This is a genomic window from Cupriavidus sp. 94F1, assembly GCF_057798875.1.
In genome coordinates this window covers 644576-666230 of the sequence record NZ_JBYOJT010000001.1, presented here as the reverse complement: position 1 = coordinate 666230, position 21655 = coordinate 644576, and the positions used below count along the sequence as shown (strand labels likewise).

The window sequence follows — 21655 nt, the reverse complement described above, 5'->3', positions numbered from 1 at the left end:
GGATGGCCACGATAGCGGCAGGAAGGGGGTTAAAACGTGTCCGGATGTGACGGAGTTGCGTCAATGTGTGTCCGAGCGGCTCTCCGAAACCTCCGACGCCGCTCGGCAGCCTTGCTGCGAGTCCGCTACCAGCAGGTGCCGGCTGCACCCGTGCCCGTCGACGTCTTGACGTTCAGGTTGTCGACCGTGAAATTGCCGCACACGGGGTCCTGGCGATTGGCCACTGGCGTGGCGGTCAGTTGGAAACCGGTGGCGATAGAGCCGCCGGATGGCGCGATGGTGATGATGTAGTTGGTGGATTCGCAGGTGTCGCCAGACGGCGTCTTGGCGTCATCGCACTTCGTCAGTTTGAGCGCCGACGGATCGACGGTGTAGGTGTTGTTGACCGTGAAGTACCGTTCCAGCGCCCCCTGCACGCGGGCCAGGCCAGCCTTGGCCTCGGCGCGCCGCGACTTGGTCACGAACTGCTGGTATTGCGGGATGGCGACCGCCGCCAGAATGCCGACGATCATCACCGTGATCATCAGCTCTATCAGCGTGAAGCCCCGGGCGCCGGCGTGGCGCCCGCCCCTGGTCTTCTCAAATTTCATCATCGCAGTTCTCCTGTCATCCCCGTCCTGCCCAGGCATCAGCGCTGGATCTGCCGCCATGACACGCGGCCGGTTGGATAGCCGGTGTTGATGGTGTTCCTGCTGATACCGCCGCCGGCGCTGCTGTTGGATCCGCTTCCGCTGGTGTACGAATTGTTGCCGATGACGGTCGAATTGGTCAGGATGCCGTTGTTCGACTTCTTGCCGTTCACTACCTGGCCAGCGGTGTTACCGCTGCCGCCAACGGCATCCGATCCGTCGAACTTGCCGTCGCCATTGGCGTCGAACATCGCGACCGTCTGACCGCCGGTCAGGCCGTCGATGAGCATTTCCCAGCCGGTGCCGCCGTATTCGCACAAATCGCTGGAGGGTACGAGCGTGGAGAACAGCAATCGCGTGCCGGTAATCTGCGGATCATAGACCACGCGCTCGCCTTGCGGGTCCGCGCCGGGCGAAGCGAGGTTCAGATACCACCCCATGGCGCCGCCGCTGTAGTTCACCGGGTTCTTGCTCAGCACCCTGTACCAGTCTCCGCCCTTGTACTGGGCTTCCATCGTGATGGACTGCTGCACCAGCTGGGAACGCGTGATCGTGAGCTGCCCACTGCTGTTTTTGTCCCAGATGCCGTAGACCGACTGCGTGCCCATGTTTGCGGGGTCACCAACATCCACGTACCGGCCCGTGCCGAACATCATGATGTAGCCGCCCCAGCGATTACGCACCCCACCAAACGACGTTGTGATCGGCTGGGCATTGCCGCCGGCGTCGGTGGCTTTGAACAGCAGTTGCCGGGTGTCCTGGTAGGCCGCCGCGGTCTTGCCGCTGACATCGAACTTCCAGACGTTGCCGAGCAGGTCGCCTGCGTAGATGGCGTCGGCCACGTAGTCGCCATCGGTATCGGTCACGTACACCTGCATGATGCCGTTGGACTTCTTCTGGGCGTCGGTGGCGTCGTTGACCGTCAGCTTGAGGTAGTCCGTGCCGAGGCGCCAAGTCTTGCTGCCGGCCGGGCGGTCCAGGAAAATTACGAAAATCGAGCCGCGTGCCGCAGTACTGTTCAGGCCGTTGCCGAAGACCGCAGCCCATTTGCCGTTGCCCAGCCGCACGATCTTCGGCCGGCCATAGGTGTAGCCGAGGTCTGCGTCATCGGCGCTGGTAAATTCCCAGAGTGCGGTGGACGCCGCGGTGGACTCGTTGATCGCCGTCGGGTTGGTCACATCAAGCGCATAGATGCCCTTCCCGCCGCCGCCCAGCCCGCCAACCAGCACGGTTTTCCATGCGCTGTTGACGTAGGCATCGGTGATTGTCGGAGTGCTGTCTACGTAGTAGCTGTGCGCATACTTGGGAGCCGTCAGGTCGGCCAGCTTGCCATATAGCGCCGACGGCACGTATGCGAACAGCTCCTTGCCGCCGTCGCTAGCGGGGTCGTCGCTCATGTCGGCCGAGAATGCGTGCAGCATGCCGTCATTGGCGCCGACATAGATCATCGGCTTGCGCTTGCTCTGCGCGGCGACGAAAGCTACATAGGTGGCGTCGCCATACCCGGCGGCGGGCGTTCCCACGTACTGCGGACTGGAATTGACGATATCGCCCAACGCGGTAGAGCGGGCGCGGAACATCGTCTGTTCATTGCTCTGATCGCCGCGTAGCCAGAGCAGCCGCTTGGTGCCCAGCTTGTCGGTGCCGTTCAGCGCGGTCTGGTATGCCGTGGGCAAGCTATCCCAACGGAACGGAATGCCGGCGCTGTTGGTGTCGGCGGTGTTGTAGGTCAGAATTGCACGGCTGTCCTGGTTGACGCCCTTGAGCTTGGCGCCCGCATCCCACTTTTCCTGGGAGGCGATGTTGCCGTTCTTGTCCAGGCGATAGGCCAACACCTGACCCGACCAGTCGGAGCCATTGAAGCGGGCCTGGAAAATGCTGGAATCGGTTTTCAGCGATGTGGTACTTGCCGCCACCGCTGCCGCCGATGAGGTCTTCAGAATCGACAGGAAGGCGTTTTCCAGTGCTGCGGCCAGCGCGACGGGGTTGGTCGCGTAGAAGTAATTGTCGGGCACGCCGTCCGAACCTTTACTGCCGTTCGACAGGGTCACGTCCCATTCGGACGTCTGGTCGGGGGTGCCGCTACCGTTCTGATCGTTGAAACCGCCCCACTTGGCGGCGTACAGCAATGGGTCCTGGAATTGCGAGCCGGCCTTGCCGTTGGCCGTGTAGACGACGCTAGTCTCCGGATCGCCAAAATTACACTTGTTGCAACCGCCAGTCGTATTGATCGGCGCGCTGGAGGGGGTCACCTTGATATTGGTGGGATCGCTGTACTGGAAGTCGTAGATCCCGGAGTGGAAGTGCGGGCCATCCTGCGAGGTGCCGGAGATCGAGTAGCCGAAGCCCTGGCCGTTAGCCGACGAGCCCGACACCACGCGTGTGGACACCGTGATGGTGTCGCCGCTGACGTTGTAGCTTAGGATGCCCCAGACGTCCTGGTCATAGTCGCCGCCGGCAATCGAATCTTCCCAGTTCACGTAGAACTTGCCGCTGGTGGCGGTCTGCGAGATGACCTTGAAGTCCACCAGCGTACCGGTGCTGGCTGCGGCCGTCACGCCGTTGGGCGACTGAGGATGCAGTTGGTATGACGGCATGATCGTCACGGTCTTGCCGTTCACGTTGACGCTAATTTTGGGCGTGTTCGTGGCGAGCTGCACCGCGTAGGTGTTCATCTTGAGCGACGTGGTGTCCTGCACTGGTACGCCTAGCGTGGCGGCGTCGGCGTCCGAACGCAGGCGGTTCTGTTTGGCAAACAATGCCGCGCCTGCGATCTGGAACGTACCTTTTTGCGACGGGCCTTCCGGGCAGATGCCCAGTACGTCGCTGAGATTGCCGACCGATTTGGCCGAGCACAGGTTGTCGATCGTCTTGCCGCTGATACCGCCCGCAAACCAGGAGCCGCCGGCTATGTTCTCGCCAACTCCTACCTTGTTCGTATAGGTGCTGATATCGGGCGCGCCGTTCAGGGCGCTCATGCCGCTGAGCTGATCGTCATCGTACGATGACACGCTTGAATTGAAAACCAGCGCGTTCAGCGGCGTGCAGTACGGTGCTCGGCTCGCATTCGTCTTCGGCAGATCCATCGGGTTGGCCCAGGCTGGCTGTGTCAGACCCAGTGTGGCGTCCTTACCATTGCTGGCCGGCTGGAATGCGCTGGTTGCCGTCTTGCCACCGAAGTAGCGTAGTGTTTCGACGAAAATCTCCGAGATTGGATTGCCCCATGTGGAACAGTTGCCTTCCGAGGCCGGCTTGTTCTGGGCATTGGTGCCCCCGCTCGGCTGGATACCAGTCTGCTGGTAGTTGCACTGGTCCGCGCTCAGATAGGTGCCGTCGCTGTAGCTGTAGCCGTATGGGCGCAGCTTGTCGATGTTCCAGACGATGCCTTTCACCGGATTAGTAGCGGCCGAGTAGGTAAATACGCCGGTGTCGGGATTGAATTCCGACGCGAAGTTGGTCACGTTGCGCCGCAGGACGCCCCCAGAAATATTCTTGTCATAGCTGCCGGTCATCAGGCCGAACAGCATTTGGCCGGGGCCGCCGTACTTCTGCAAAAGCCCGATCGGCTTGTTGTTATTCGGGTCACACTTCTCCGATCCAATCAGGCCGTTGACGCACACCTGCACGCGCGCGTTGTAGACGCCGACGTCCTGGCCCATGCCCAGCCCCCGTGCCGATTGCAGAGGATTTTCGGCCGACGAGTTGATGCCCGAGAGCGCGGCGCGGTTGCCGTTCGACGAACCCGACACCGTGGTGCCATTGATCTTGGGCAGGAAAGACCCTTGCGTATTGTGGGCTTCGGTATACCAATTGCACTGCCATTTCTCGGAGGCGCCCCACGTGGCGTAGTTGCCTGCTACCACGCGGATCTGCGGCGCCTGCTGATTGGTCTGCGAGTTAAGGTTGCTGGAGTCCTTCGGCGTGACGTTGCACAAGGTCAGGCCGCCGCGCGTCAGATTGGTGACCTTCCACGACGAGAACTGTGTGCTGGTGTTGCCCGGGTTCGACACGCCATCGGCATAGAACGCCATGTTGACCGAGCCGGAGTTGACCTGCATCACCCAGCCTGTCATCGAACTGCCAGCCGTGGCGCCAGAGGTTGGCTCGAACCGCAGTTGGTCGCCGATCTGCACCTTGCTCACGTCATTGAGCGCGATATTCGATGCCGCGGCTGCGGCCAGCGCCATTTTGGTGTTCGACGTTAGCGTGCCGATGGCCGAGGCTACTTCCACGGACACCGGCACAAGTTTCGCGACGTCGGCGCCGTTGTAGAACTTGGCCCAGGCGTGCGCGTCCATCGGCAGGAAAGCACGTTCCAGCACCGTGGTGGTCGTGGTATCCGTCGAGCGCATGCCACCGTAGAGGATCTTCCGAACCTCGTCGATGCGGCTCATCGTGGCCCAGTTCAGGAAGTTGCCGCTCCAGGTCGAGCCATCGCAGTACTTCGTGTCCTTGTCTACAAGGGCCTTTGGTACGAAACCCTTGATCGTCGTCTTGTCGTACGTGTAACACTTGGCCGAATCGAAATATCCCGCGTACTCGATGCTGTTGGTGTACGTCGTATCGAGCTTGCCGTCGCCGTCCAGATCCGTATAGTCGTTGTACGCCTTCTGGTGCAGCGTGTGATCCTTGGTCAGGTCGATCATGACCATCGGCGGCACATTGCCACCGGCGAAGAGCGGCCGCTGGGCCAGGGTGAGCTGGGGGCCGGCGGCCGAGGCCGTGGCGATGGCAAGCATGCTCGACATAGCCAGCAGGGCAGCCTGCACGCGGCTCACGATGCGTCGGGAAGAGAGGGGATAGGTCATGGTGCGCCTGACAGTAAGGGTTTGCGCAAGACAGTGCTGAGTCGTCAAAGGGTCGTCGTCAGAAGCGGACGACTTCCTGCACCATCACCTTGGTGCCAGGGTTCAGGCCGTAGCCAATCGCCGTGATGCGGTACACATACTTGTTGGAGCCGAACTCGATGTCGTTTGGCTCCTTGAGCGGCTCGATCAGGTAGCGCGGCTGCTTCGATACGCCGTTGGCGCCGGCGGTATCCACCGTGGCCATCTTCTGGGTGGCCGTCAGGCCGGTCATCTCGCCCATTTCCACCGATCGCTTGGGGTCCTCGATGTAGAGTTCCCAGACCTGCTGGCCGGACGTGGCGTACTGGCAGTAGCCCTTGTATCCCTCGATGTCGCAGGTCGGCGACGAGCCCGTCAGGCCGTTCAGTTTGCGGTACGTGGTGATGTCCATGCGTGCATCGCGCAGTGCGGATTCCGCCGCCTGGAGGGCCACGCTCTCGTCCCGGGTGTTACGGGCAAGGCGCTCGGAGTTGAGGCTCATGGTGCTGGCGGCCAGCCCGGCAAGTGTCAGGATGACCAGGAGCAGCAGAACCAGGATCAGCGACATGCCACGCTGCCCGGTGCGGCGGGACGTTGGGTGAATGCGGTGTTTCATGGCCGGCCTATGTCAGTCGGTTGCGAAGGGCGATGTAGAACGTGAAATGCCTGTGAAGACGGCCGTCCGCGGCCAGTTGCATCACGCTGCCGGCATCCCCGTTGGGCGCCAGGTCACCGGGTGCGTACGTGGTGCCGAAATGGTTGATCTTCGTCTTGACCATGTCGGGATTGGTGGTGCTGTTGCCGCGCAGTACGACGGACACGCGTACGGCCAGGACGTTGTCCATGTTTGCGGCCGCCCCGGGCCGCACAAAGCGGTTCACCACCATGTCGTTGTCGGTGTCCTCGCCCAGCAGGATCTGGAGCGCCTCGACATTGCGGAAGAGAGGCGTGGGGGTGCCATTTACCTCGCACTGCAGCCATGGAACACCGTCCGCGTCCTTGACGATCGAATAGATCTCGGTGGTCTGCACGTTGCCGTTCACGTCGTTGCCGCTGCAATCGACCGAACTGCCGTCAGCCTTCGGAAATGTCGGGCTGCCCGGTGCGGCGAACGGATCACCGCCGGCCATCGATGAGCCGTAGTAGCGCAGCGTCAGCGTGTCGCTGGTGTTCGCGCCACCGTCATTCGTGGCTTCCAGCGTGGGGGACACGAAGTCGTTATTCGTGTACAGGAAATCGGAGTAGCCGATCTGCCGCGCCTGGCGCTGCAGCAGCTGGGCAATGGCGCGGGCGTTTTCCTGGATCTCGCCCACATCTCCCTGCGTGCTGTTGGTGCGGCGCTGCGAAATATAGAGCGAGCTGGCTGCGAGGATCAGCAGCATGCTGATCACCATGCCGACCATCAACTCGACCAGCGTAAAGCCGCTGGCCGCGCGGCGGCGGAACTGACGGTTTGGCGTAGTCATGGGATGAGCGCGGTCGAGAAATGCTGAGGGGTACCGCCGTTGTCTTCGCTCCAGAAAATCTTGATGACATACGGCGCATTGGCGTCCTTGTCGCAGCCGTTCTTGTCTTCGGCTGACCCGGAGCCGTCGTTGGGCGTGCTGTCCGTGCAGACGATGCCGTCGCCACCGGGCATGCTTTCCCGGACGTCCGCGAGCCATGTGGCATAGGCCGTGATAGCCATCTCGTCCGGTGTGCAGCCTGCCGCGGTATAGCACTTGGCCACCGCATCGGATGACTTGGGGACGTTGAACGTGCCGTTCGTCACGGCGGTGCTGTTGCTGCGAATCTGGTCCGCCAGGTTGTAGGCCATCAGCGCGGCATAGTTGCGCATCGCGGCCGTGCGCGAGTCCACCAGCGTCTGCAATTGCAGGTTGGCCAGCGCCAGCATGCCGATCGACAGGACGATCAGCGTGACCAGCGCCTCGATCAACGAAAAGCCGCGCGCCGGGTTCCGCGCACGCGACAGCCGGCATCGATCCGCCATCGGGATCGGGGAGGAGTAGGGCGTCATGGCGTCAGGGACACGTCGACTGCAGCTGGGTGGAGGGCCGGCCGCTGCCGGTCATTGAAACCGTCTGGCCGGCTTCCGTGGCATTGCGCTCGCAGAATTTCCAGCTTGCGGTGGGCGTGCTGGAACTGCCCGTGGATCGCATGCGTACGCGATCCGGCGTGGCGCCGAGGTTGGCGGCGGTGACTTCCGTGGTGGCTTGCAGCGGATCGCTGTGCCGCACCAGTTCTTCGGTGTTGGCGTAGACGCCGTCGTTGTCCGCATCGACAAATATGATGCGGGGCAGGGTCCAGTCGTCGGAGCAGGTATTGCCGGCGCCGAGCGGGCAGACCGTCACCGTGGTGTTGCGGCGCGCGGCCTCGCTGCGGGCGAGTTCGAGGTCCGCGAACAGGCGCGTGGCATCGGCCGACAGCCGGCTGTTATGCAGGAATGACTTGAAGTTCGGTGCGGCTGCGGCGGCCAGCACGGCCAGTACCGCAATGGTCACCATCAGTTCGATCAGCGTGACCCCTCGCGCGCGCCGACGGTATCGTTGACCTGCGCGCGCGTGTACCGCCCCTGACGCCACTGCAGCCACGCCGGCATTGACCCCAGGCTTAGGCAGCAAAGACGTCAGCAAGCCCGCTGCCTTCCGGCAGAAAGACTGACCCATTTGTGACTCCCGTCCAAAAAAACGACAGTTCTTTTTTTGTTCTTTGCGCGGCGCGCTGGAATGCTGTTGCGTCCGGGCCTCTGATGGGTCCGGTTCCGCGTGTGGCGACGCTGCTGTGTCGCAGCGATTTTTATGCGATGAAAACGCGCGTTCGTCCGCCTGCCTCCTACCCGAAGGAGGTCAGTGCAGATTAGACATCTTTTTTGGCGAAGTGGCTACCCCTTTCGTGGGGTAGGGGTCGAAAATTCGTCGAGTACGTCGCGGAATTCAGACACATCCTCGAAGCTTCGGTAGACCGAAGCAAAGCGGATATAGGCGATCTTGTCGAGCTTGCGCAGTTCGCGCATGACCAGTTCGCCCACCTGGCTGCTCGGGATTTCCTTTTCGCCCAGCGCCAGCAGCTTTTCCTCGATGCGCAGGATGGCTTCGTCGATGGCTTCGGCCGAAACCGGCCGCTTGCGCAGGGCCAGCCGCATCGAATCCTTGAGCTTGGCCCGTGAATAATCCACGCGCGAGCCGTTCTTCTTCACGATGGCCGGGAAGAACAGCTCGATGCGCTCGTAGGTGGTGAAGCGGCGGTCGCAGGCTTCGCAGCGCCGGCGGCGGCGCACGGCTTCGCCGTCCTCGGAGACGCGACTGTCAAGGACCTGGGTATTGGAATGACCGCAGAAGGGGCATTTCATGCCTGACCACCTGAAGAAATATGCCAGCCCGCATTTTGCATCTTTGAGTTCTGCTGCGGGGTTGTGGCGGGTCAACCGGCGCCGCCGACCCGGGGGGGAGGGCGGCGCCGTTGGTGCGTACTAACTATAGATACGCTTCAGATCGCCCGGGGGCGATCCACGCCATCGGTCCGATCAGCCGTAGACCGGGAAGCGGCGCGTCAGTGCGGACACCTGCTCGCGAACCTTGGCGATGTTGGCTTCGTCGTGCGGGTTGTCCAGCACGTCGGCGATCAGGTTGGCCACCTGACGGGCTTCGTCTTCCTTGAAGCCGCGCGTGGTCATGGCCGGCGAGCCCAGGCGGATGCCCGAGGTCACGAACGGCTTTTCCGGGTCGTTCGGGATGGCGTTCTTGTTCACCGTGATATGCGCGTCGCCCAGAATCTTCTCGGCTTCCTTGCCGGTGATCTGCTTGGCACGCAGGTCCACCAGCATCACGTGGCTTTCGGTCTTGCCCGACACGATGCGCAGGCCGCGCGCGATCAGGGTCTCGGCCAGCACGGCGGCATTCTTCACCACTTGCTGCTGGTATTCCTTGAACGCCGGCTGCAAGGCTTCCTTGAACGCCACGGCCTTGCCGGCGATCACGTGCATCAGCGGACCGCCCTGGATACCCGGGAAGATGGCCGAGTTGATGGCCTTTTCGTGCTCGGCCTTCATCAGGATCACGCCACCGCGCGGGCCGCGCAGGCTCTTGTGGGTGGTGGTGGTGACGAAGTCGGCGTGCGGCACCGGGTTCGGGTACACACCGGCGGCGATCAGGCCGGCGTAGTGCGCCATGTCGACCATGAAGTAGGCGCCCACTGCCTTGGCAACCTTGGCGATGCGTTCGAAATCGATGCGCAGCGAGAATGCCGAAGCGCCGGCGATGATCATCTTCGGCTTGGTTTCGTGCGCCTGCTTCTCCAGCGCGTCGTAGTCGATGTCTTCCTGGGCGTTCAGGCCGTAGCTCACGACATTGAACCACTTGCCGCTCATGTTCAGCGCCATGCCGTGGGTCAGGTGGCCGCCTTCGGCCAGGCTCATGCCCATGATGGTGTCGCCCGGCTTGAGCATGGCGAAGAACACGCCCTGGTTGGCCTGCGAGCCCGAGTTCGGCTGCACGTTGGCGGCGTCGGCGCCAAACAGCTGCTTCACGCGGTCGATGGCCAGCTGTTCCACGACGTCGACATACTCGCAGCCGCCGTAGTATCGCTTGCCGGGATAGCCCTCGGCATACTTGTTGGTCAGTTGCGAACCCTGGGCGGCCATCACGGCCGGCGAGGTGTAGTTTTCGGAGGCGATCAGCTCGATATGATCTTCCTGGCGCTGGTTCTCCTTCTGGATAGCGGCGAAGACTTCGGGGTCGATCTGTTCGATCGTGAAACGGCTGCGTTCAAACATGGCGTGACTCGTCTGTAAAAAGGAAAGCGGACGGCAAAAACGATAGGAGCATCGGTTGCAGGTCGGCGCAATCGTATTAAAGCGGGAATTACTTCGCGGATAGGGCGCGCGGGAAGGCACTGGCGTCCAGCACCGGGCGGCGCAATGCGGCTGACCGGTACAGGGCGCACCCTGCTTCCCATTCGCTGCCCAGGCGAGCGGCAGGCGCATTTTTACTTCACGCCCAATGAACTTGCGCTTCCTCGTGGTAGTACCCACTGACTTCGCCAGTCGCGCAAGGTGGAATGGTTGCGGCAGAGTTTATGCGAACGCGTCGCGGGCCGCAACCCGGCAGCGGCCCGGCCCGGAGCGCGCGCCGCCTGCGCCGTCAAGGCCCTGTGGCGTATGGCTCGCAACTTGCTGTTGCAAAGTCGCCTACGGGTTAACCAGTGCGCTCCGTTACAATGCGGCCCATGCCAAATTTCGTGTGGCCGCTGCGCGTGTATTGGGAAGACACCGACGCAGGCGGCGTGGTGTTTTACGCCAACTACCTCAAGTTTTTCGAACGGGCGCGGACCGAATGGCTGCGCTCGCTCGGCATTGAGCAGCAGACCCTTGCCGATACCTCCGGCGTGGTCTTCGTCGTACGCAGCACCGCTGTGGAATACAATGCGCCCGCCCGGCTGGATGACCAGCTGGAAATCCGTACGCATATCGAACGGGTTGGGCCAGCATCGGTCCAATTCGCCCAGGAAGCCTGGCGCGGGGACTTGCTGCTGGCCAGCGGCAAAATCCGTGTGGGATGTGTTGATAAAGGCGCATTCCGTCCGGCCCCGATTCCTGCCCCTGTTCTCGCTACTATTAAAAACGCTCGATGAATCCTGTGACCGTCACACAAGACCTGTCGATCATTTCGCTGGTCCTTCACGCCAGCCTGCTGGCACAGGCCGTCATGGCGCTGCTGCTGGTGATGTCCCTGTTCTCGTGGACCTACATCTTCCGCAAGCACCTGGCGCTGCGCTCGGCGCGCACCCAGACCGAAGGCTTCGAGCGCGACTTCTGGGCCGGCGGCGACCTGCAGGCGCTCTATAACAGCGCCGTGAACAACCGCCACAACACCGGCGCGCTGGAACGCATCTTCGAATCGGGCATGGGCGAATTCCTCAAGGCCCGCGAACGCAGCAACGACGCCGGCGCCCTGCTGGACGCCGCCCGCCGCGCCATGCGCGCCGCCTATCAGCGCGAGATGGATGTGCTGGAATCGCACCTGCCGTTCCTGGCGTCGGTGGGTTCGGTGAGCCCGTACATCGGCCTGTTCGGTACGGTGTGGGGGATCATGAACGCATTCCGCGGCCTGTCGAATGTGCAGCAGGCAACGCTTGCGTCGGTGGCGCCCGGTATCGCCGAGGCGCTGGTCGCCACCGCGATTGGCCTGTTCGCCGCCATCCCGGCCGTGATTGCCTACAACCGCTACGCCACGGAGATCGATCGCCTGGCCATCCGGTTCGAAAGCTTCATGGAAGAATTCCTGAACATCCTGCAGCGCCAGACGCGTTAAACAGACAGGGGAGCATCAGACATGGCAGCCATCCAGCGCCGCGGCGGTTCGCGCCGCCGGGCCAGCGCCGAGATCAACGTCGTGCCGTATATCGACGTGATGCTCGTGCTGCTCGTCATCTTCATGGTGGCGGCACCGATCGTGAGCCCCGCGGTGGTGGACCTGCCGTCGGTGGCCAACGCCACGCCGCAGCAGCAAACGCCGCCGATCGTCGTCACCGTGCATGAAGACGGGCAGCTGACCGCGCGCGGCAAGGACAGCTCGGGCGGGTCGTTCGAGCGCAAGCTCGACAAGCGCGGCCTGACCGATTTCGTGCGCCAGCGCCAGAACGAGAATCCGGACCAGCCGGTGGTGATTGCTGCCGCCAAGACGGTCAAGTATGAAGCCGTACTGGACGTCATGTCAGAGCTCAAGGCCGATGGCGTGAAGCGCGTCGGGCTGATGGTCAAGTCCAAGTAAGCACTATTGCGTCCCAAAGTGGCCAGCCTCTCGTCACGTCATCCGCAGCCAGGGCCTTCGCGCACGAAGGCCGCCGCCTATCCGTATCAGCCGGTCAAGGAACGCGGCACGATGCGGTCGTTCCTGCTCGCGCTGCTGATGCACCTGTTGCTCGGCATCGTGCTGTACTACGGCGTGCATTGGCAAAGCAGCACGCCGGTGGGTGCCGAGGCCGAACTTTGGGAAGAGGTTCCCGACGTCACGCCCGCGCCGCCGCCCCGTCCGGTGGAGCAGCCGGTGCCGACGCCGCCGCAGCCGGCCGTGCGCAGCAAGGTCGAGGAAGCGGCCGACATCGCGCTGGAGCAGAAGAAGCGCAAGCAGGCCGAGGAGGCCGCTGCACGCGAGGAAGCCGCCCGCCGCGAACGCGAGCGCAAGGAACAGGAACAGAAGGAAGCCCAGCGCAAGGAAGAGCAGCGCCAGCAGCAGCTCGACGCGCAGCGCAAGGAAGACGCGAAGAAGAAGGCTGACAAGGAAAAGGCTGACAAGGCAGCGCAGGAAAAGGCCGCCGAAATCGCCCGGGAAAAGGAAAAGGAGAAGGCCGAGCAGCAGCGCAAGGAAGCCGACGCGAAGGCCAGGGCCGAAGCCGACAAGCAGGCCAAGGCCAAGGCGGATGCCGAGAAACAGGCGAAGGCCAAGGCGGATGCCGATGCCAAGGCCAAGCGCGATGCCGCGGCCAACGCGCAGCGCAAGAGCGAACTGGCGCGCCTGCAGGCGCTGGCGGGCGGTGGCAGCGCGTCGTCGAGCGGCGGCGGCGTTGGCAATGCCGCAGGCTCGGGCGCCGGCTCGGGCGGCAAGGCGTCGCCGGGCTATTCCGACCGGGTGCGCCGCCGCGTGAAGCCGAACATCATCTTCAACGGCACCGTGGAAGGCAATCCGCCGGCCGTGGTGGCGGTCCGGCTGGCGCCGGACGGCTCGATCCTGTCCAAGCGGCTGGCCAAGTCCAGCGGCGACGCCGACTGGGATAATGCCGTAATGCGCGCCGTGGAGCGTTCGGATCCGCTGCCGACCGACGAGGGCGGCAAGGCCCCGTCGTTCGAATTCACGATCACGTTCCGCCCCAAGGACTGACCAGCCAGGGGTCGAGAGCGCCATGATTTGCAACATAATGCAACCTTCATCGTTGGCCGCCAGTCCCATCGCTACCATGAACGGTTGCCTGACGCGGCCGGCAGTGTGCAAGACGTACACGCACGGAGCATGCGCCAAGCTGCATGCCGTTCCTGTGCCCGACTTGCTGTGCCCGCCGTACCGATGAATCCCAAAATCGACTGAGGAGCAGCATGCGAAAGCTTTGGGTCCCTAACTGGCTGTCCCGGCGCCAGACCACCAAGATCACCCGCGACCAGGGCCGTCACGCGCTGATGGCCTGGCTGGCTGTGGCGCTGATGTCGGCCGGCGCCGCGCACGCGCAACTGAACGTGGAAATCACCGGCGTGGGTTCGAACCAGTTCCCGGTGGCCACGGCCAACTTCCAGGGCGAAGGCCAGGGCGCGCAGAACCTGACCGCCGTCATCCGTTCCGATCTGACCAACAGCGGCCGTTTCCGCAATATCGATCCGGCCGGCGCCACCGTCGCCGAATCGGCCCAGGTGGACCTGGGCAGCTGGAAGGCCAAGGGCGCCGACGCGTTCGTGGCAGGCAGCGTGACCCCGTCCGGCAATGGCCAGTACGAGGTGCGTTTCCGCCTGTACGACACGGTCAAGGGCCAAAGCCTGGGCGGCCTGGCTTTCAATGTCAGCCAGAGCCAGCTGCGCGTGACTGCGCACAAGATCGCCGACTACATCTACGAAAAGCTGCTGGGCGAACGTGGCGTATTTGCCACGCGCCTGTCGTATGTGTCGAAGGTGGGCAACCGCTACCAGCTGCTGATTTCGGATTCGGATGGCCAGAACGCCCAGGTGGCGCTGTCCAGCAGCGAGCCGATCATCTCGCCGTCGTGGTCGCCCGATGGCCGCCGCGTGGCATATGTCTCGTTCGAGGCCAAGAAGCCGGTGGTGTACGTGCATGACCTGGCCACGGGCAAGCGCACGCTGGTGTCGAACCAGAAGGGCAACAACAGCGCGCCGTCGTGGTCGCCCGACGGGCAGCGCCTGGCCGTGGCGCTCTCGCGCGATGGCAACACCCAGATCTACCTGGTCAACGCCGACGGCTCCGGCCTGCGCCGCATCTCGCGCAGCAGCGCGATCGACACCGAGCCGCAGTTCTCGCCGGACGGCCGCAGCATCTATTTCACCAGCGATCGCGGCGGTGCGCCGCAGATCTACCGTATGCCGGCCTCTGGCGAGGAATCCGGCGCAGCACAGCGCGTGACCTTCAAGGGCAACTACAACGTCAGTCCGCGCGTTTCGCCGGACGGCAAGTACCTGGCCTACATCTCGCGTTCGGGCGGCTTCCGCCTGCAGCTGCAGGACCTGTCCAACGGTGACGTGACTTCTCTCACGGATACGTCCAACGACGAGGCGCCGAGCTTCGCCGCCAATGGAAAATACATCCTGTATGCCACCCGCGTGGGCGGCCGCTCGGTACTGGCGGCAGTCTCCACGGACGGCCGAACGAAACAGGTTCTGTCACTCCAGTCCGGCGAGGTTCGCGAGCCGTCCTGGGGTCCTTTCATGCAGTAGAAAAAGAGGAGTCTCTCGCCATGTCCCAAATGATGACCAAATCGCTCGCCCTGGCTGCACTGCTGGCCCTGGGCGCCTGCAGCTCCGGCGTGAAGCTGGACGACGCATCGAAGTCGGGTGCCAACCAGGGCGGCGCCCAGACCGATCCGCGCGCCGTGGCGCCGGTGGTTGCGGCCGATCCGCTGAACGACCCGAACAGCCCGCTGGCCAAGCGCAGCGTGTATTTCGACTTCGACAGCTACTCGGTCAAGTCGGAATACCAGGGCACGCTGCAAACGCACGCGCAGTACCTGAGCGCCAACAAGGGCCGCAAGATCCTGATCCAGGGCAACACCGACGAACGCGGCACCAGCGAGTACAACCTGGCCCTGGGCCAGAAGCGTGCCGAGGCCGTGCGCCGCTCGATGTCGTCGCTGGGCGTGCCCGAGTCGCAGATGGAAGCCGTGAGCCTGGGCAAGGAAAAGCCGAAGGCCACCGGCCACGACGAAGCCTCGTGGGCTGAAAACCGTCGCGCCGACATCGTCTACTGATCCACGGAATAATCCTTCATGAAAGCTCGCGTTTCCACCCTGCTGTGGCTGGCCGCTGTCTCCGGCGGTCTGCTGGCAGCCAGTTCCGCGCACGCCGGCGTCTTTGACGACGACGAAGCGCGCAAGGCGGTGCTGCAACTGCGGGACCAGTTCAACGGTTTCCAGGCAACGGCATCGCAGCGTATCGACCAGAACAGCCGCCAGCAGCTCGACATGCAGAACCAGCTGGAAGGTCTGCGTCAGGAAGTGGCCCGGCTGCGTGGTCAGAACGAGGTGTTGCAAAACACGGTGGACACGCTGCAGAAACAGCAGAAGGATTACTACGCGGACCTGGACGCGCGCCTGAAGAAATTCGAGCCGCAACAGGTGACCGTCGATGGCAAGGAAGGGCTTGCACAGCCGACCGAAAAGCCCGAGTACGACGCCGCGCTGAAGCAGTTCCAGTCGGGCGATTTCAAGGGCGCGGGCAACGCGTTCTCGGCGTTTGCGAAGAAGTATCCGCAAAGCCCGTACTTGCCGCTGGCGCAGTTCTGGCTCGGCAATTCGCTCTACGCGCAGCGTGACTACAAGGGTTCGACTTTCGTGCTGCAGAACATGGTGCAACAGTTCCCGACGCATGCGAAGGTGCCGGACGCCATGATCGCCATTGCCAACAACCAGATGGAATCGGGCCAGAAGGCAGCGGCCAGGAAGACGCTGGAGACGGTGGTGTCGAAGTATCCGGGTACCGAAGGCGCCCAGGCCGCCAGCAACCGGCTGAAGACGCTGAAGTGACCCACCGGGGCACGAAAGCCAGGAAAGAGCCCGCAACCTTGCGGGTTTTTTTCTTTTTTGGGCCGGAGTAACCGCGCATGGGGCCGGCGCACCGCCATGGCGCCCATCACCCCCGCCTGATCGTATCCGGGGCGCCGGCGCGCTAAAATACGCGATTCGCCCAGCGCGGCGTATTTGACAGCGCGCTTGTTCCGCGCGCACCCCATCATGACCCAACGTGCAATCGTCCTGCTTTCCGGCGGCCTGGACTCCGCCACCGTGCTCGCCATGGCCAATGCGGCCGGCTTCGAAACCTATGCGTTGTCGATGCGATACGGCCAGCGCCATTCGTCCGAACTGGATGCCGCGAAGAAGGTGGCCGCCGCGCTCGGGGCCCGGCGCCACGAGATCATCGACCTGGACCTGCGCCGCTTTGGCGGATCGGCCCTGACCGACGACACGCTCGACGTGCCCGTCGACGGCGCCACCGGCGGCATTCCGGTGACCTATGTGCCGGCACGCAATACGATCATGTTGTCGCTGGCGCTTGGCTGGGCCGAGGCCATCGGCGGTCGCGACCTGTTTTTTGGCGCCAATGCGGTGGACTACTCGGGCTATCCCGATTGCCGCCCCGAGTACGTGTCGGCGTATGAAACGCTGGCCAACCTGGCCACCAAGGCCGGTGTCGAGGGTGACCGCTTCCGCGTGCACGCCCCGATCATCGACATGACCAAGGCCGAAATCATCCGTGCCGGCGTGAAGCTGGGCGTGGACTATGGTCTGACCGTGTCGTGCTACAAGGCCGATGACGAAGGCCGCGCTTGCGGGGTTTGCGATTCCTGCCGCATCCGCAAGGCCGGCTTCGAGCAGGCCGGCGTCGCCGATCCGACGCGTTACCAGCCGGCCGCCTGAGCGCCGCAACAACCGGCCGGCCAGGACGAGAGGCGCCGCCCACGAGCGCCTCCGTCCAGAAAAAAATCAGAAATCTACGAGCCACCCAGTCACGACATGCCCGAAATCGACATCCCCGCGCTCACGCACACCGTACTGCTGAGTACCTTTGTGCTGACCTTCCTGTTTGGCGCCGTGCTGCAGCGTACGCACTTCTGCACGATGGGCGCCATCTCCGACATCGTCAACATCGGTGACTGGAGCCGTATGCGCATGTGGATCATGGCGATTGGCGTGGCGATGATCGGCACCGGCGTGCTGGCGTGGGCGGGGCTGATCGACCCGACCCGGACCATCTACACGTCGGCCCGGCTTGGCTGGCTGTCGGCGGCGGTGGGCGGGCTGATGTTCGGTTTCGGCATGGTGCTGGCGTCGGGCTGCGGCAGCAAGACGCTGGTGCGCATTGGCGCGGGCAACCTGAAATCGCTGGTGGTGTTCGTGTTCCTTGGCCTGTCGGCGTACATGACCTTGCGCGGCCTGTTCGGGGTCGTGCGGGTGAATACCGTCGATGCAGTGGGGGTGGCGCTGCCATCCACGCAGGACCTGCCCTCGCTGGTGGCGCAGGCCACCGGCATGGCGCGCGGCACGCTGCAGCTGGTGCTCGGCGTGGCGATCGGCGCGGTGCTGGTGCTCTGGGCGCTGGTCGGCAACGGCTTCCGGTCGTTCGACAACCTGCTGGGCGGCCTGGCCGTGGGGCTGATCATCGTCGGCATGTGGTACGTGTCGGGCCACCTTGGCTATGTGTCCGAAGATCCGAATACGCTCGAAGAACTGTTCGTCGGCACCAACAGCGGCCGCATGGAAAGTCTGAGCTTCGTGGCGCCGTACGCGTACACGCTGGACTGGCTGATGATGTTCAGCGACAAGAGCAAGGTGCTGACCATCGGCATCGTCAGCGTCTTCGGCGTGATCGCGGGCGCGTGCGCCTATGCGCTGGTGTCGCGCACGTTCCGCTGGGAAGGATTCGGCAATGCCGAGGACGTGGCCAACCATATGGTCGGCGGCATCCTGATGGGCGCGGGCGGCGTGACCGCGCTGGGCTGCACGATCGGGCAGGGGCTGTCGGGCGTATCGACGCTGGCCATCGGTTCGTTCATCGTGTTCGCGACCATCATCGTCGGCGCGATCCTGGCCTTCAAGTATCAGATGTGGCGTCTGGAGCGTATGGCCTGAGTGGCGCTCGACGTGCCTGAAGCTTGACACCCCATAGGGTGCTCCCTATAATCGCGGATTCAGTTTTTCCGGGTCGTTAGCTCAGTCGGTAGAGCAGCGGACTTTTAATCCGTTGGTCGCGTGTTCGAGTCACGCACGACCCACCAGCATTCCCAGAAGGGCCTGTGGCGAAAGTCACGGGCCCTTTTGTTTTGCCTGCGATGTATCCGCACTTGCCAGCGCGATCTGGTGTTCTATCCTTCGGTCCATGCGCAAACGCACGTAACAGATCAGGCAGCGTGCGCCGCCGCTGCCTAGAATGAATTCCCCGGTTCCCGAAAGGCCGATGCGCAGACACCATGCAGCGGATTGCAGGCCACCTGGCTCTCTTCGTCGTCCTGACATTGTGGGTCGCCCATGCGACGTGGGCTTCCGACATCTCGTGCCCGCACAGCTATCGACCCCGTTGTGATGTTTCCGCCCCGGCGGGTGCGTCCTGTGCGGAGCCTGGGCGGCAACATGTGCGCGGCTCGCAGTTGATCTGCGACTACGCAATGCTGCACGAGACCTATGAAGGCATCTATGCCGACCAGCAGCGCAGGCGGTATGCCGGGACGTTGCGCAAGGGCGATCTCGACGCCTGGCGCAGGGCGCGTGACGCGTGCACGACGGTGCGGTGTCTCGACCAGCTGTTCGCCGATTGGCGCAGGGCGTCGCCTGGGGCGGCCTCGCGCGAAGCGGCGACACACAAGCCGCCAGCGATGGCCGACAACCGGGCGGTCAGGCGAACGCAGCCGCCATTGCCGGCGCCGGCACATCGCGTCCTGCCGGGCAGGGATGCGGAAATGTCGCCGGTCAGCGCCACCGACGATCTGAATCCTCCCGCTCCGGTGTTCGAATCCGTGCCGATGTCGCTGCGCGATTCGCTGCAGCCATTGCCGCCAGTCGCCCCACGCGCGCCGGGCCGGGCCAACAATGCGCCGGCGCCGTTCGGATGGCTGGCGTGGCTGTCGTGGATCGTGGTCCTCCTTGCAGCCGGCGGTGGCTATTATTGGCTGGTCGTGCGAAAGCAGGCCACGCGCTATCTTGACGCGGCCTTCGCATCGGCTTCGGCCGGGATGTCGTGGCTCAAGACGCTGCCAACCCTGGCCTTCATCCTCACCGGACTTGCGCTGTTGAACGGCGTTTTACTCGTCGTTTTGCTAGGTGGTTGGCCGATGCATATTCCCGGCATCAATTAACCAGTCTGAGTTAGAGACACCCCGTAACGCCTCATTGACAATGCAACCAGACAAGGCTGGCCACCCCAGGCCGGCCATGGTGCATTCATCGACAGGGCCGGGCCCATGGCCTGGCGCGGGAAGTCTCATATGCAGCAAGCTGGTGGCGGCGATAGCCTGCCGGCCAATGAGCACGTACTGCGTGTCGTCTGGCCGTTTGTCCCGGTGGTTCTGGCGCTGGCATTGTTCTGCATCGCCAGTGTGGACGTGTTGTCCGCCGCCCGGGGCTTCGTGGCCGGCGAGAGCCTCTGGAGCAAGGGCCAGAAGGCGGCGGTCTCTCACCTGCTGCGCTACGCCGAAAGCCGCGATGAAGCCGACTACGACGCCTATCTGGCCGGCATCGCCGTGCCGCAGGGCGACCACCTGGCGCGGCTCGAACTCGAAAAGCCCGACTACGACCGCACCCGCGCGGTGCAGGGGCTCCTGACCGGCGGCAACCACCCCGACGATGTACCCGGCATGATCCGGCTGTTCCGGTATTTCCGGCATGTGCCGGAGATCGATGAGGCGATTTCGATCTGGGCGGCCGCCGACGCGGAGATCGCACGGCTCGATGTCATGGCGCGTCGGCTGCGCGAGCGCGTGAGCAAGCATGGCTGCGCGGCAGCCTGCGTCGCGCCGCTGCAACGCGATATTGCCGACGTCGATGCATTGCTGACACCCATGGAGGAAGCCTTCTCGGCCGCCCTGGGCAAGGCATCGCGGCGCGTGCGGGCGTGGCTGATGTGGGGGACGGCGGGTCTGGCGCTAGCGCTGCTCGGCTGCGCCACATGGATGTCCACCCGCGCAATGAGCCGGTACCGCCAGTTGCGGCAGGCCCTGACGGTCAGCGAGGAACGGCTGCAACTGGCCGTGGCCGGCAGCACCGATGGCTTGTGGGACTGGCATCCCCATCGCGGCGAACTGTATTTCTCGCCACGCTGTGCCGAAATGCTCGGCTATGGCCCCCATGAACTGCCGCATGCGCGCGAGACCCTGCTGGCGCTGATGCACCCGGCCGACGTGGCCGAATTCGACCGGCGCCTGGTGGGGCATGTGCGCAAGGGCGCGCCGTACGACGTGGAACTGCGCCTGCGCCGCAAGGGCGGCGGCTATCTGTGGGTCAGGGCCAGGGGCCGCATGGTGCGCAGCGCCATCGGTAAGGCGACGCGCATGGCTGGGTCGCTCAGCGATATTTCCGACCGCAAGCGTTTCGAGGCACAGCTGTTCGCCGAAAAGGAGCGCGCGCAGGTCACGCTACAGGCCATTGGCGACGCGGTCATCACCACCGATGTCTGGGGGCGTATCCAGTCGCTGAACCCGGTGGCCGAGACCATGACCGGATGGACGGATGCCGAGGCCGCCGGCTGCTTCCTGCAACAGGTCTGCCGGCTGCATGACGAAACCACCCGGGAGCCGGTTGCCGATCTGGTGCCGCGCGCGCTGGCGGGCACCTGGCCCGGCCAGATGGTGATGCTGCTCGAGCGCCGCGAGCCCGCCACGCAGGGGTTCACGCTGGCCGTCAAGCCATCGGTGGCGCTGATCCGGGACAAGGGCGAGCAGGCGATCGGCATCGTGGTCGTCCTGCATGATGTCAGCCTGGAGCGGGCCCACGCCGCGCAACTGGCGTACGAGGCCAGCCACGATCCGCTGACTGGCCTGGTCAACCGGCTGGAATTCGAGCGGCGGCTCGGGGCGGCGGTGTCGCGCGCCCAGCATGAAGGCTGTACGCACACGCTGATGTATCTGGATCTCGACCAGTTCAAGGCCGTCAACGACACCTGCGGGCACGCGGCCGGAGACGAACTGCTCTGCCAGATCGCCGACGTCATGCGGCATCAGCTACGGCGCAGCGACACGCTGGCCCGGCTGGGAGGCGACGAATTCGCGGTGCTGCTGGAGTATTGCGCCGCCGCCGATGGCGAGCGCGTGGCCGAAGGGCTGCGCAATGCCATCGCGGCCTATCGGTATCGCTGCCACGACCATGAATTCTCGATCGGGGTCAGCATCGGCCTGGTACGGGTCGACGAACGCACGGCCAAGCGCGAGGATGCGCTCGACGCGGCCGACCTGGCCTGTTACCAGGCCAAGCGCGAGGGCCGCAATCGCGTGCAGGTTGGCTGATCCG

General features: G+C 64.0%; 19 protein-coding genes, 1 tRNA gene and 1 riboswitch. Of the genes, 12 read left to right on the top strand and 8 right to left on the bottom strand.

Translation table 11 applies throughout. The annotated features are described in order from the left end of the window. Positions 1-125: 125 nt before the first annotated feature. The 8 genes from AC3FJ6_RS03030 to glyA form a co-directional block, all read right to left on the bottom strand. On the bottom strand, positions 126-593 hold the full coding sequence (locus AC3FJ6_RS03030; RefSeq protein ID WP_283780999.1) for a type IV pilin protein: 468 nt from the start codon (positions 591-593) through the stop codon (positions 126-128). Between the two features lie 35 nt (positions 594-628). Further along, positions 629-5437 carry a pilus assembly protein gene (locus AC3FJ6_RS03025; RefSeq protein WP_488770614.1) on the bottom strand — a complete coding sequence of 1603 codons (4809 nt, stop codon included), beginning with the start codon at positions 5435-5437 and terminating at the stop codon, positions 629-631. A gap of 58 nt (positions 5438-5495) precedes the next feature. After that, positions 5496-6023, bottom strand: a complete 528-nt coding sequence (locus tag AC3FJ6_RS03020) for a pilus assembly PilX family protein (RefSeq protein ID WP_488770613.1) — start codon at positions 6021-6023, stop codon at positions 5496-5498. Between the two features lie 55 nt (positions 6024-6078). Then, positions 6079-6921 carry a PilW family protein gene (locus tag AC3FJ6_RS03015; protein WP_153945721.1) on the bottom strand — a complete coding sequence of 281 codons (843 nt, stop codon included), beginning with the start codon at positions 6919-6921 and terminating at the stop codon, positions 6079-6081. Next, the gene (gene pilV, locus AC3FJ6_RS03010; protein WP_488770612.1) at positions 6918-7472 is read right to left on the bottom strand and encodes a type IV pilus modification protein PilV; all 555 of its coding nucleotides are present in this window, start codon (positions 7470-7472) and stop codon (positions 6918-6920) included. The genes AC3FJ6_RS03015 and pilV overlap by 4 nt, the downstream gene beginning before the upstream one ends. A 4-nt stretch (positions 7473-7476) precedes the next feature. Next, positions 7477-8121 (bottom strand): GspH/FimT family pseudopilin, encoded by a 645-nt coding sequence (locus AC3FJ6_RS03005; protein WP_488770611.1) that lies wholly within the window; start codon positions 8119-8121, stop codon positions 7477-7479. Positions 8122-8336: 215 nt separating this feature from the next. Next, a complete protein-coding gene (nrdR, locus tag AC3FJ6_RS03000) occupies positions 8337-8804 on the bottom strand; it encodes a transcriptional regulator NrdR (protein WP_029051311.1) in 468 nt (155 codons plus the stop codon). Between the two features lie 174 nt (positions 8805-8978). Continuing rightward, complete coding sequence (gene glyA, locus AC3FJ6_RS02995) at positions 8979-10226, bottom strand: serine hydroxymethyltransferase (RefSeq protein ID WP_488770610.1); 1248 nt, start codon at positions 10224-10226, stop codon at positions 8979-8981. Positions 10227-10406: 180 nt separating this feature from the next. Beyond that, positions 10407-10510, bottom strand: a riboswitch (ZMP/ZTP riboswitch). 168 nt (positions 10511-10678) lie between these two features. Between glyA and ybgC the strand changes: the two genes are divergently transcribed. The 12 genes from ybgC (at position 10679) to AC3FJ6_RS02935 (ending at position 21651) form a co-directional block, all read left to right on the top strand. Next, entirely contained in the window at positions 10679-11083 is a 405-nt protein-coding gene (ybgC, locus tag AC3FJ6_RS02990) for a tol-pal system-associated acyl-CoA thioesterase (protein WP_488770609.1), read from the top strand. Next, entirely contained in the window at positions 11080-11763 is a 684-nt protein-coding gene (tolQ, locus tag AC3FJ6_RS02985; protein ID WP_066731701.1) for a protein TolQ, read from the top strand. Before ybgC ends, tolQ begins: the two co-directional genes overlap by 4 nt. A 21-nt stretch (positions 11764-11784) precedes the next feature. Continuing rightward, a complete protein-coding gene (tolR, locus tag AC3FJ6_RS02980; RefSeq protein ID WP_153945612.1) occupies positions 11785-12222 on the top strand; it encodes a protein TolR in 438 nt (145 codons plus the stop codon). 18 nt (positions 12223-12240) lie between these two features. Then, the gene (gene tolA, locus AC3FJ6_RS02975; RefSeq protein ID WP_488770784.1) at positions 12241-13329 is read left to right on the top strand and encodes a cell envelope integrity protein TolA; all 1089 of its coding nucleotides are present in this window, start codon (positions 12241-12243) and stop codon (positions 13327-13329) included. Positions 13330-13541: 212 nt separating this feature from the next. Continuing rightward, positions 13542-14882 (top strand): Tol-Pal system beta propeller repeat protein TolB, encoded by a 1341-nt coding sequence (gene tolB, locus AC3FJ6_RS02970; protein WP_153945610.1) that lies wholly within the window; start codon positions 13542-13544, stop codon positions 14880-14882. A gap of 20 nt (positions 14883-14902) precedes the next feature. Then, complete coding sequence (gene pal / locus AC3FJ6_RS02965; RefSeq protein ID WP_197497450.1) at positions 14903-15412, top strand: peptidoglycan-associated lipoprotein Pal; 510 nt, start codon at positions 14903-14905, stop codon at positions 15410-15412. A gap of 18 nt (positions 15413-15430) precedes the next feature. Further along, positions 15431-16186, top strand: coding sequence for a tol-pal system protein YbgF (ybgF, locus tag AC3FJ6_RS02960; protein ID WP_153945609.1), 756 nt, complete (start codon positions 15431-15433; stop codon positions 16184-16186). A 207-nt stretch (positions 16187-16393) separates the two neighbouring features. Beyond that, positions 16394-17077 carry a 7-cyano-7-deazaguanine synthase QueC gene (queC, locus tag AC3FJ6_RS02955; protein WP_488770608.1) on the top strand — a complete coding sequence of 228 codons (684 nt, stop codon included), beginning with the start codon at positions 16394-16396 and terminating at the stop codon, positions 17075-17077. A 96-nt stretch (positions 17078-17173) separates the two neighbouring features. Further along, a complete protein-coding gene (locus AC3FJ6_RS02950; protein WP_488770607.1) occupies positions 17174-18289 on the top strand; it encodes a YeeE/YedE family protein in 1116 nt (371 codons plus the stop codon). Positions 18290-18359: 70 nt separating this feature from the next. Then, a tRNA-Lys gene (locus AC3FJ6_RS02945) sits at positions 18360-18435 on the top strand. A 192-nt stretch (positions 18436-18627) separates the two neighbouring features. Then, a complete protein-coding gene (locus AC3FJ6_RS02940) occupies positions 18628-19509 on the top strand; it encodes a hypothetical protein (protein WP_488770606.1) in 882 nt (293 codons plus the stop codon). A gap of 129 nt (positions 19510-19638) precedes the next feature. Further along, positions 19639-21651, top strand: a complete 2013-nt coding sequence (locus tag AC3FJ6_RS02935; protein ID WP_488770605.1) for a diguanylate cyclase domain-containing protein — start codon at positions 19639-19641, stop codon at positions 21649-21651. The last annotated feature ends 4 nt before the right edge of the window (positions 21652-21655 follow it).

Excerpts from the sequence above, each read along its gene's own strand:
- AC3FJ6_RS03030 (WP_283780999.1), bottom strand. The coding sequence starts at position 593 with ATGATGAAATTTGAGAAGACCAGGGGCGGGCGCCACGCCGGCGCCCGG.
- AC3FJ6_RS03025 (WP_488770614.1), bottom strand. The coding sequence starts at position 5,437 with ATGACCTATCCCCTCTCTTCCCGACGCATCGTGAGCCGCGTGCAGGCT.
- AC3FJ6_RS03020 (WP_488770613.1), bottom strand. The coding sequence starts at position 6,023 with ATGTCGCTGATCCTGGTTCTGCTGCTCCTGGTCATCCTGACACTTGCC.
- AC3FJ6_RS03015 (WP_153945721.1), bottom strand. The coding sequence starts at position 6,921 with ATGACTACGCCAAACCGTCAGTTCCGCCGCCGCGCGGCCAGCGGCTTT.
- pilV (WP_488770612.1), bottom strand. The coding sequence starts at position 7,472 with ATGACGCCCTACTCCTCCCCGATCCCGATGGCGGATCGATGCCGGCTG.
- AC3FJ6_RS03005 (WP_488770611.1), bottom strand. The coding sequence starts at position 8,121 with ATGGGTCAGTCTTTCTGCCGGAAGGCAGCGGGCTTGCTGACGTCTTTG.
- nrdR (WP_029051311.1), bottom strand. The coding sequence starts at position 8,804 with ATGAAATGCCCCTTCTGCGGTCATTCCAATACCCAGGTCCTTGACAGT.
- glyA (WP_488770610.1), bottom strand. The coding sequence starts at position 10,226 with ATGTTTGAACGCAGCCGTTTCACGATCGAACAGATCGACCCCGAAGTC.
- ybgC (WP_488770609.1), top strand. The coding sequence starts at position 10,679 with ATGCCAAATTTCGTGTGGCCGCTGCGCGTGTATTGGGAAGACACCGAC.
- tolQ (WP_066731701.1), top strand. The coding sequence starts at position 11,080 with ATGAATCCTGTGACCGTCACACAAGACCTGTCGATCATTTCGCTGGTC.
- tolR (WP_153945612.1), top strand. The coding sequence starts at position 11,785 with ATGGCAGCCATCCAGCGCCGCGGCGGTTCGCGCCGCCGGGCCAGCGCC.
- tolB (WP_153945610.1), top strand. The coding sequence starts at position 13,542 with ATGCGAAAGCTTTGGGTCCCTAACTGGCTGTCCCGGCGCCAGACCACC.
- pal (WP_197497450.1), top strand. The coding sequence starts at position 14,903 with ATGTCCCAAATGATGACCAAATCGCTCGCCCTGGCTGCACTGCTGGCC.
- ybgF (WP_153945609.1), top strand. The coding sequence starts at position 15,431 with ATGAAAGCTCGCGTTTCCACCCTGCTGTGGCTGGCCGCTGTCTCCGGC.
- queC (WP_488770608.1), top strand. The coding sequence starts at position 16,394 with ATGACCCAACGTGCAATCGTCCTGCTTTCCGGCGGCCTGGACTCCGCC.
- AC3FJ6_RS02950 (WP_488770607.1), top strand. The coding sequence starts at position 17,174 with ATGCCCGAAATCGACATCCCCGCGCTCACGCACACCGTACTGCTGAGT.
- AC3FJ6_RS02940 (WP_488770606.1), top strand. The coding sequence starts at position 18,628 with ATGCAGCGGATTGCAGGCCACCTGGCTCTCTTCGTCGTCCTGACATTG.
- AC3FJ6_RS02935 (WP_488770605.1), top strand. The coding sequence starts at position 19,639 with ATGCAGCAAGCTGGTGGCGGCGATAGCCTGCCGGCCAATGAGCACGTA.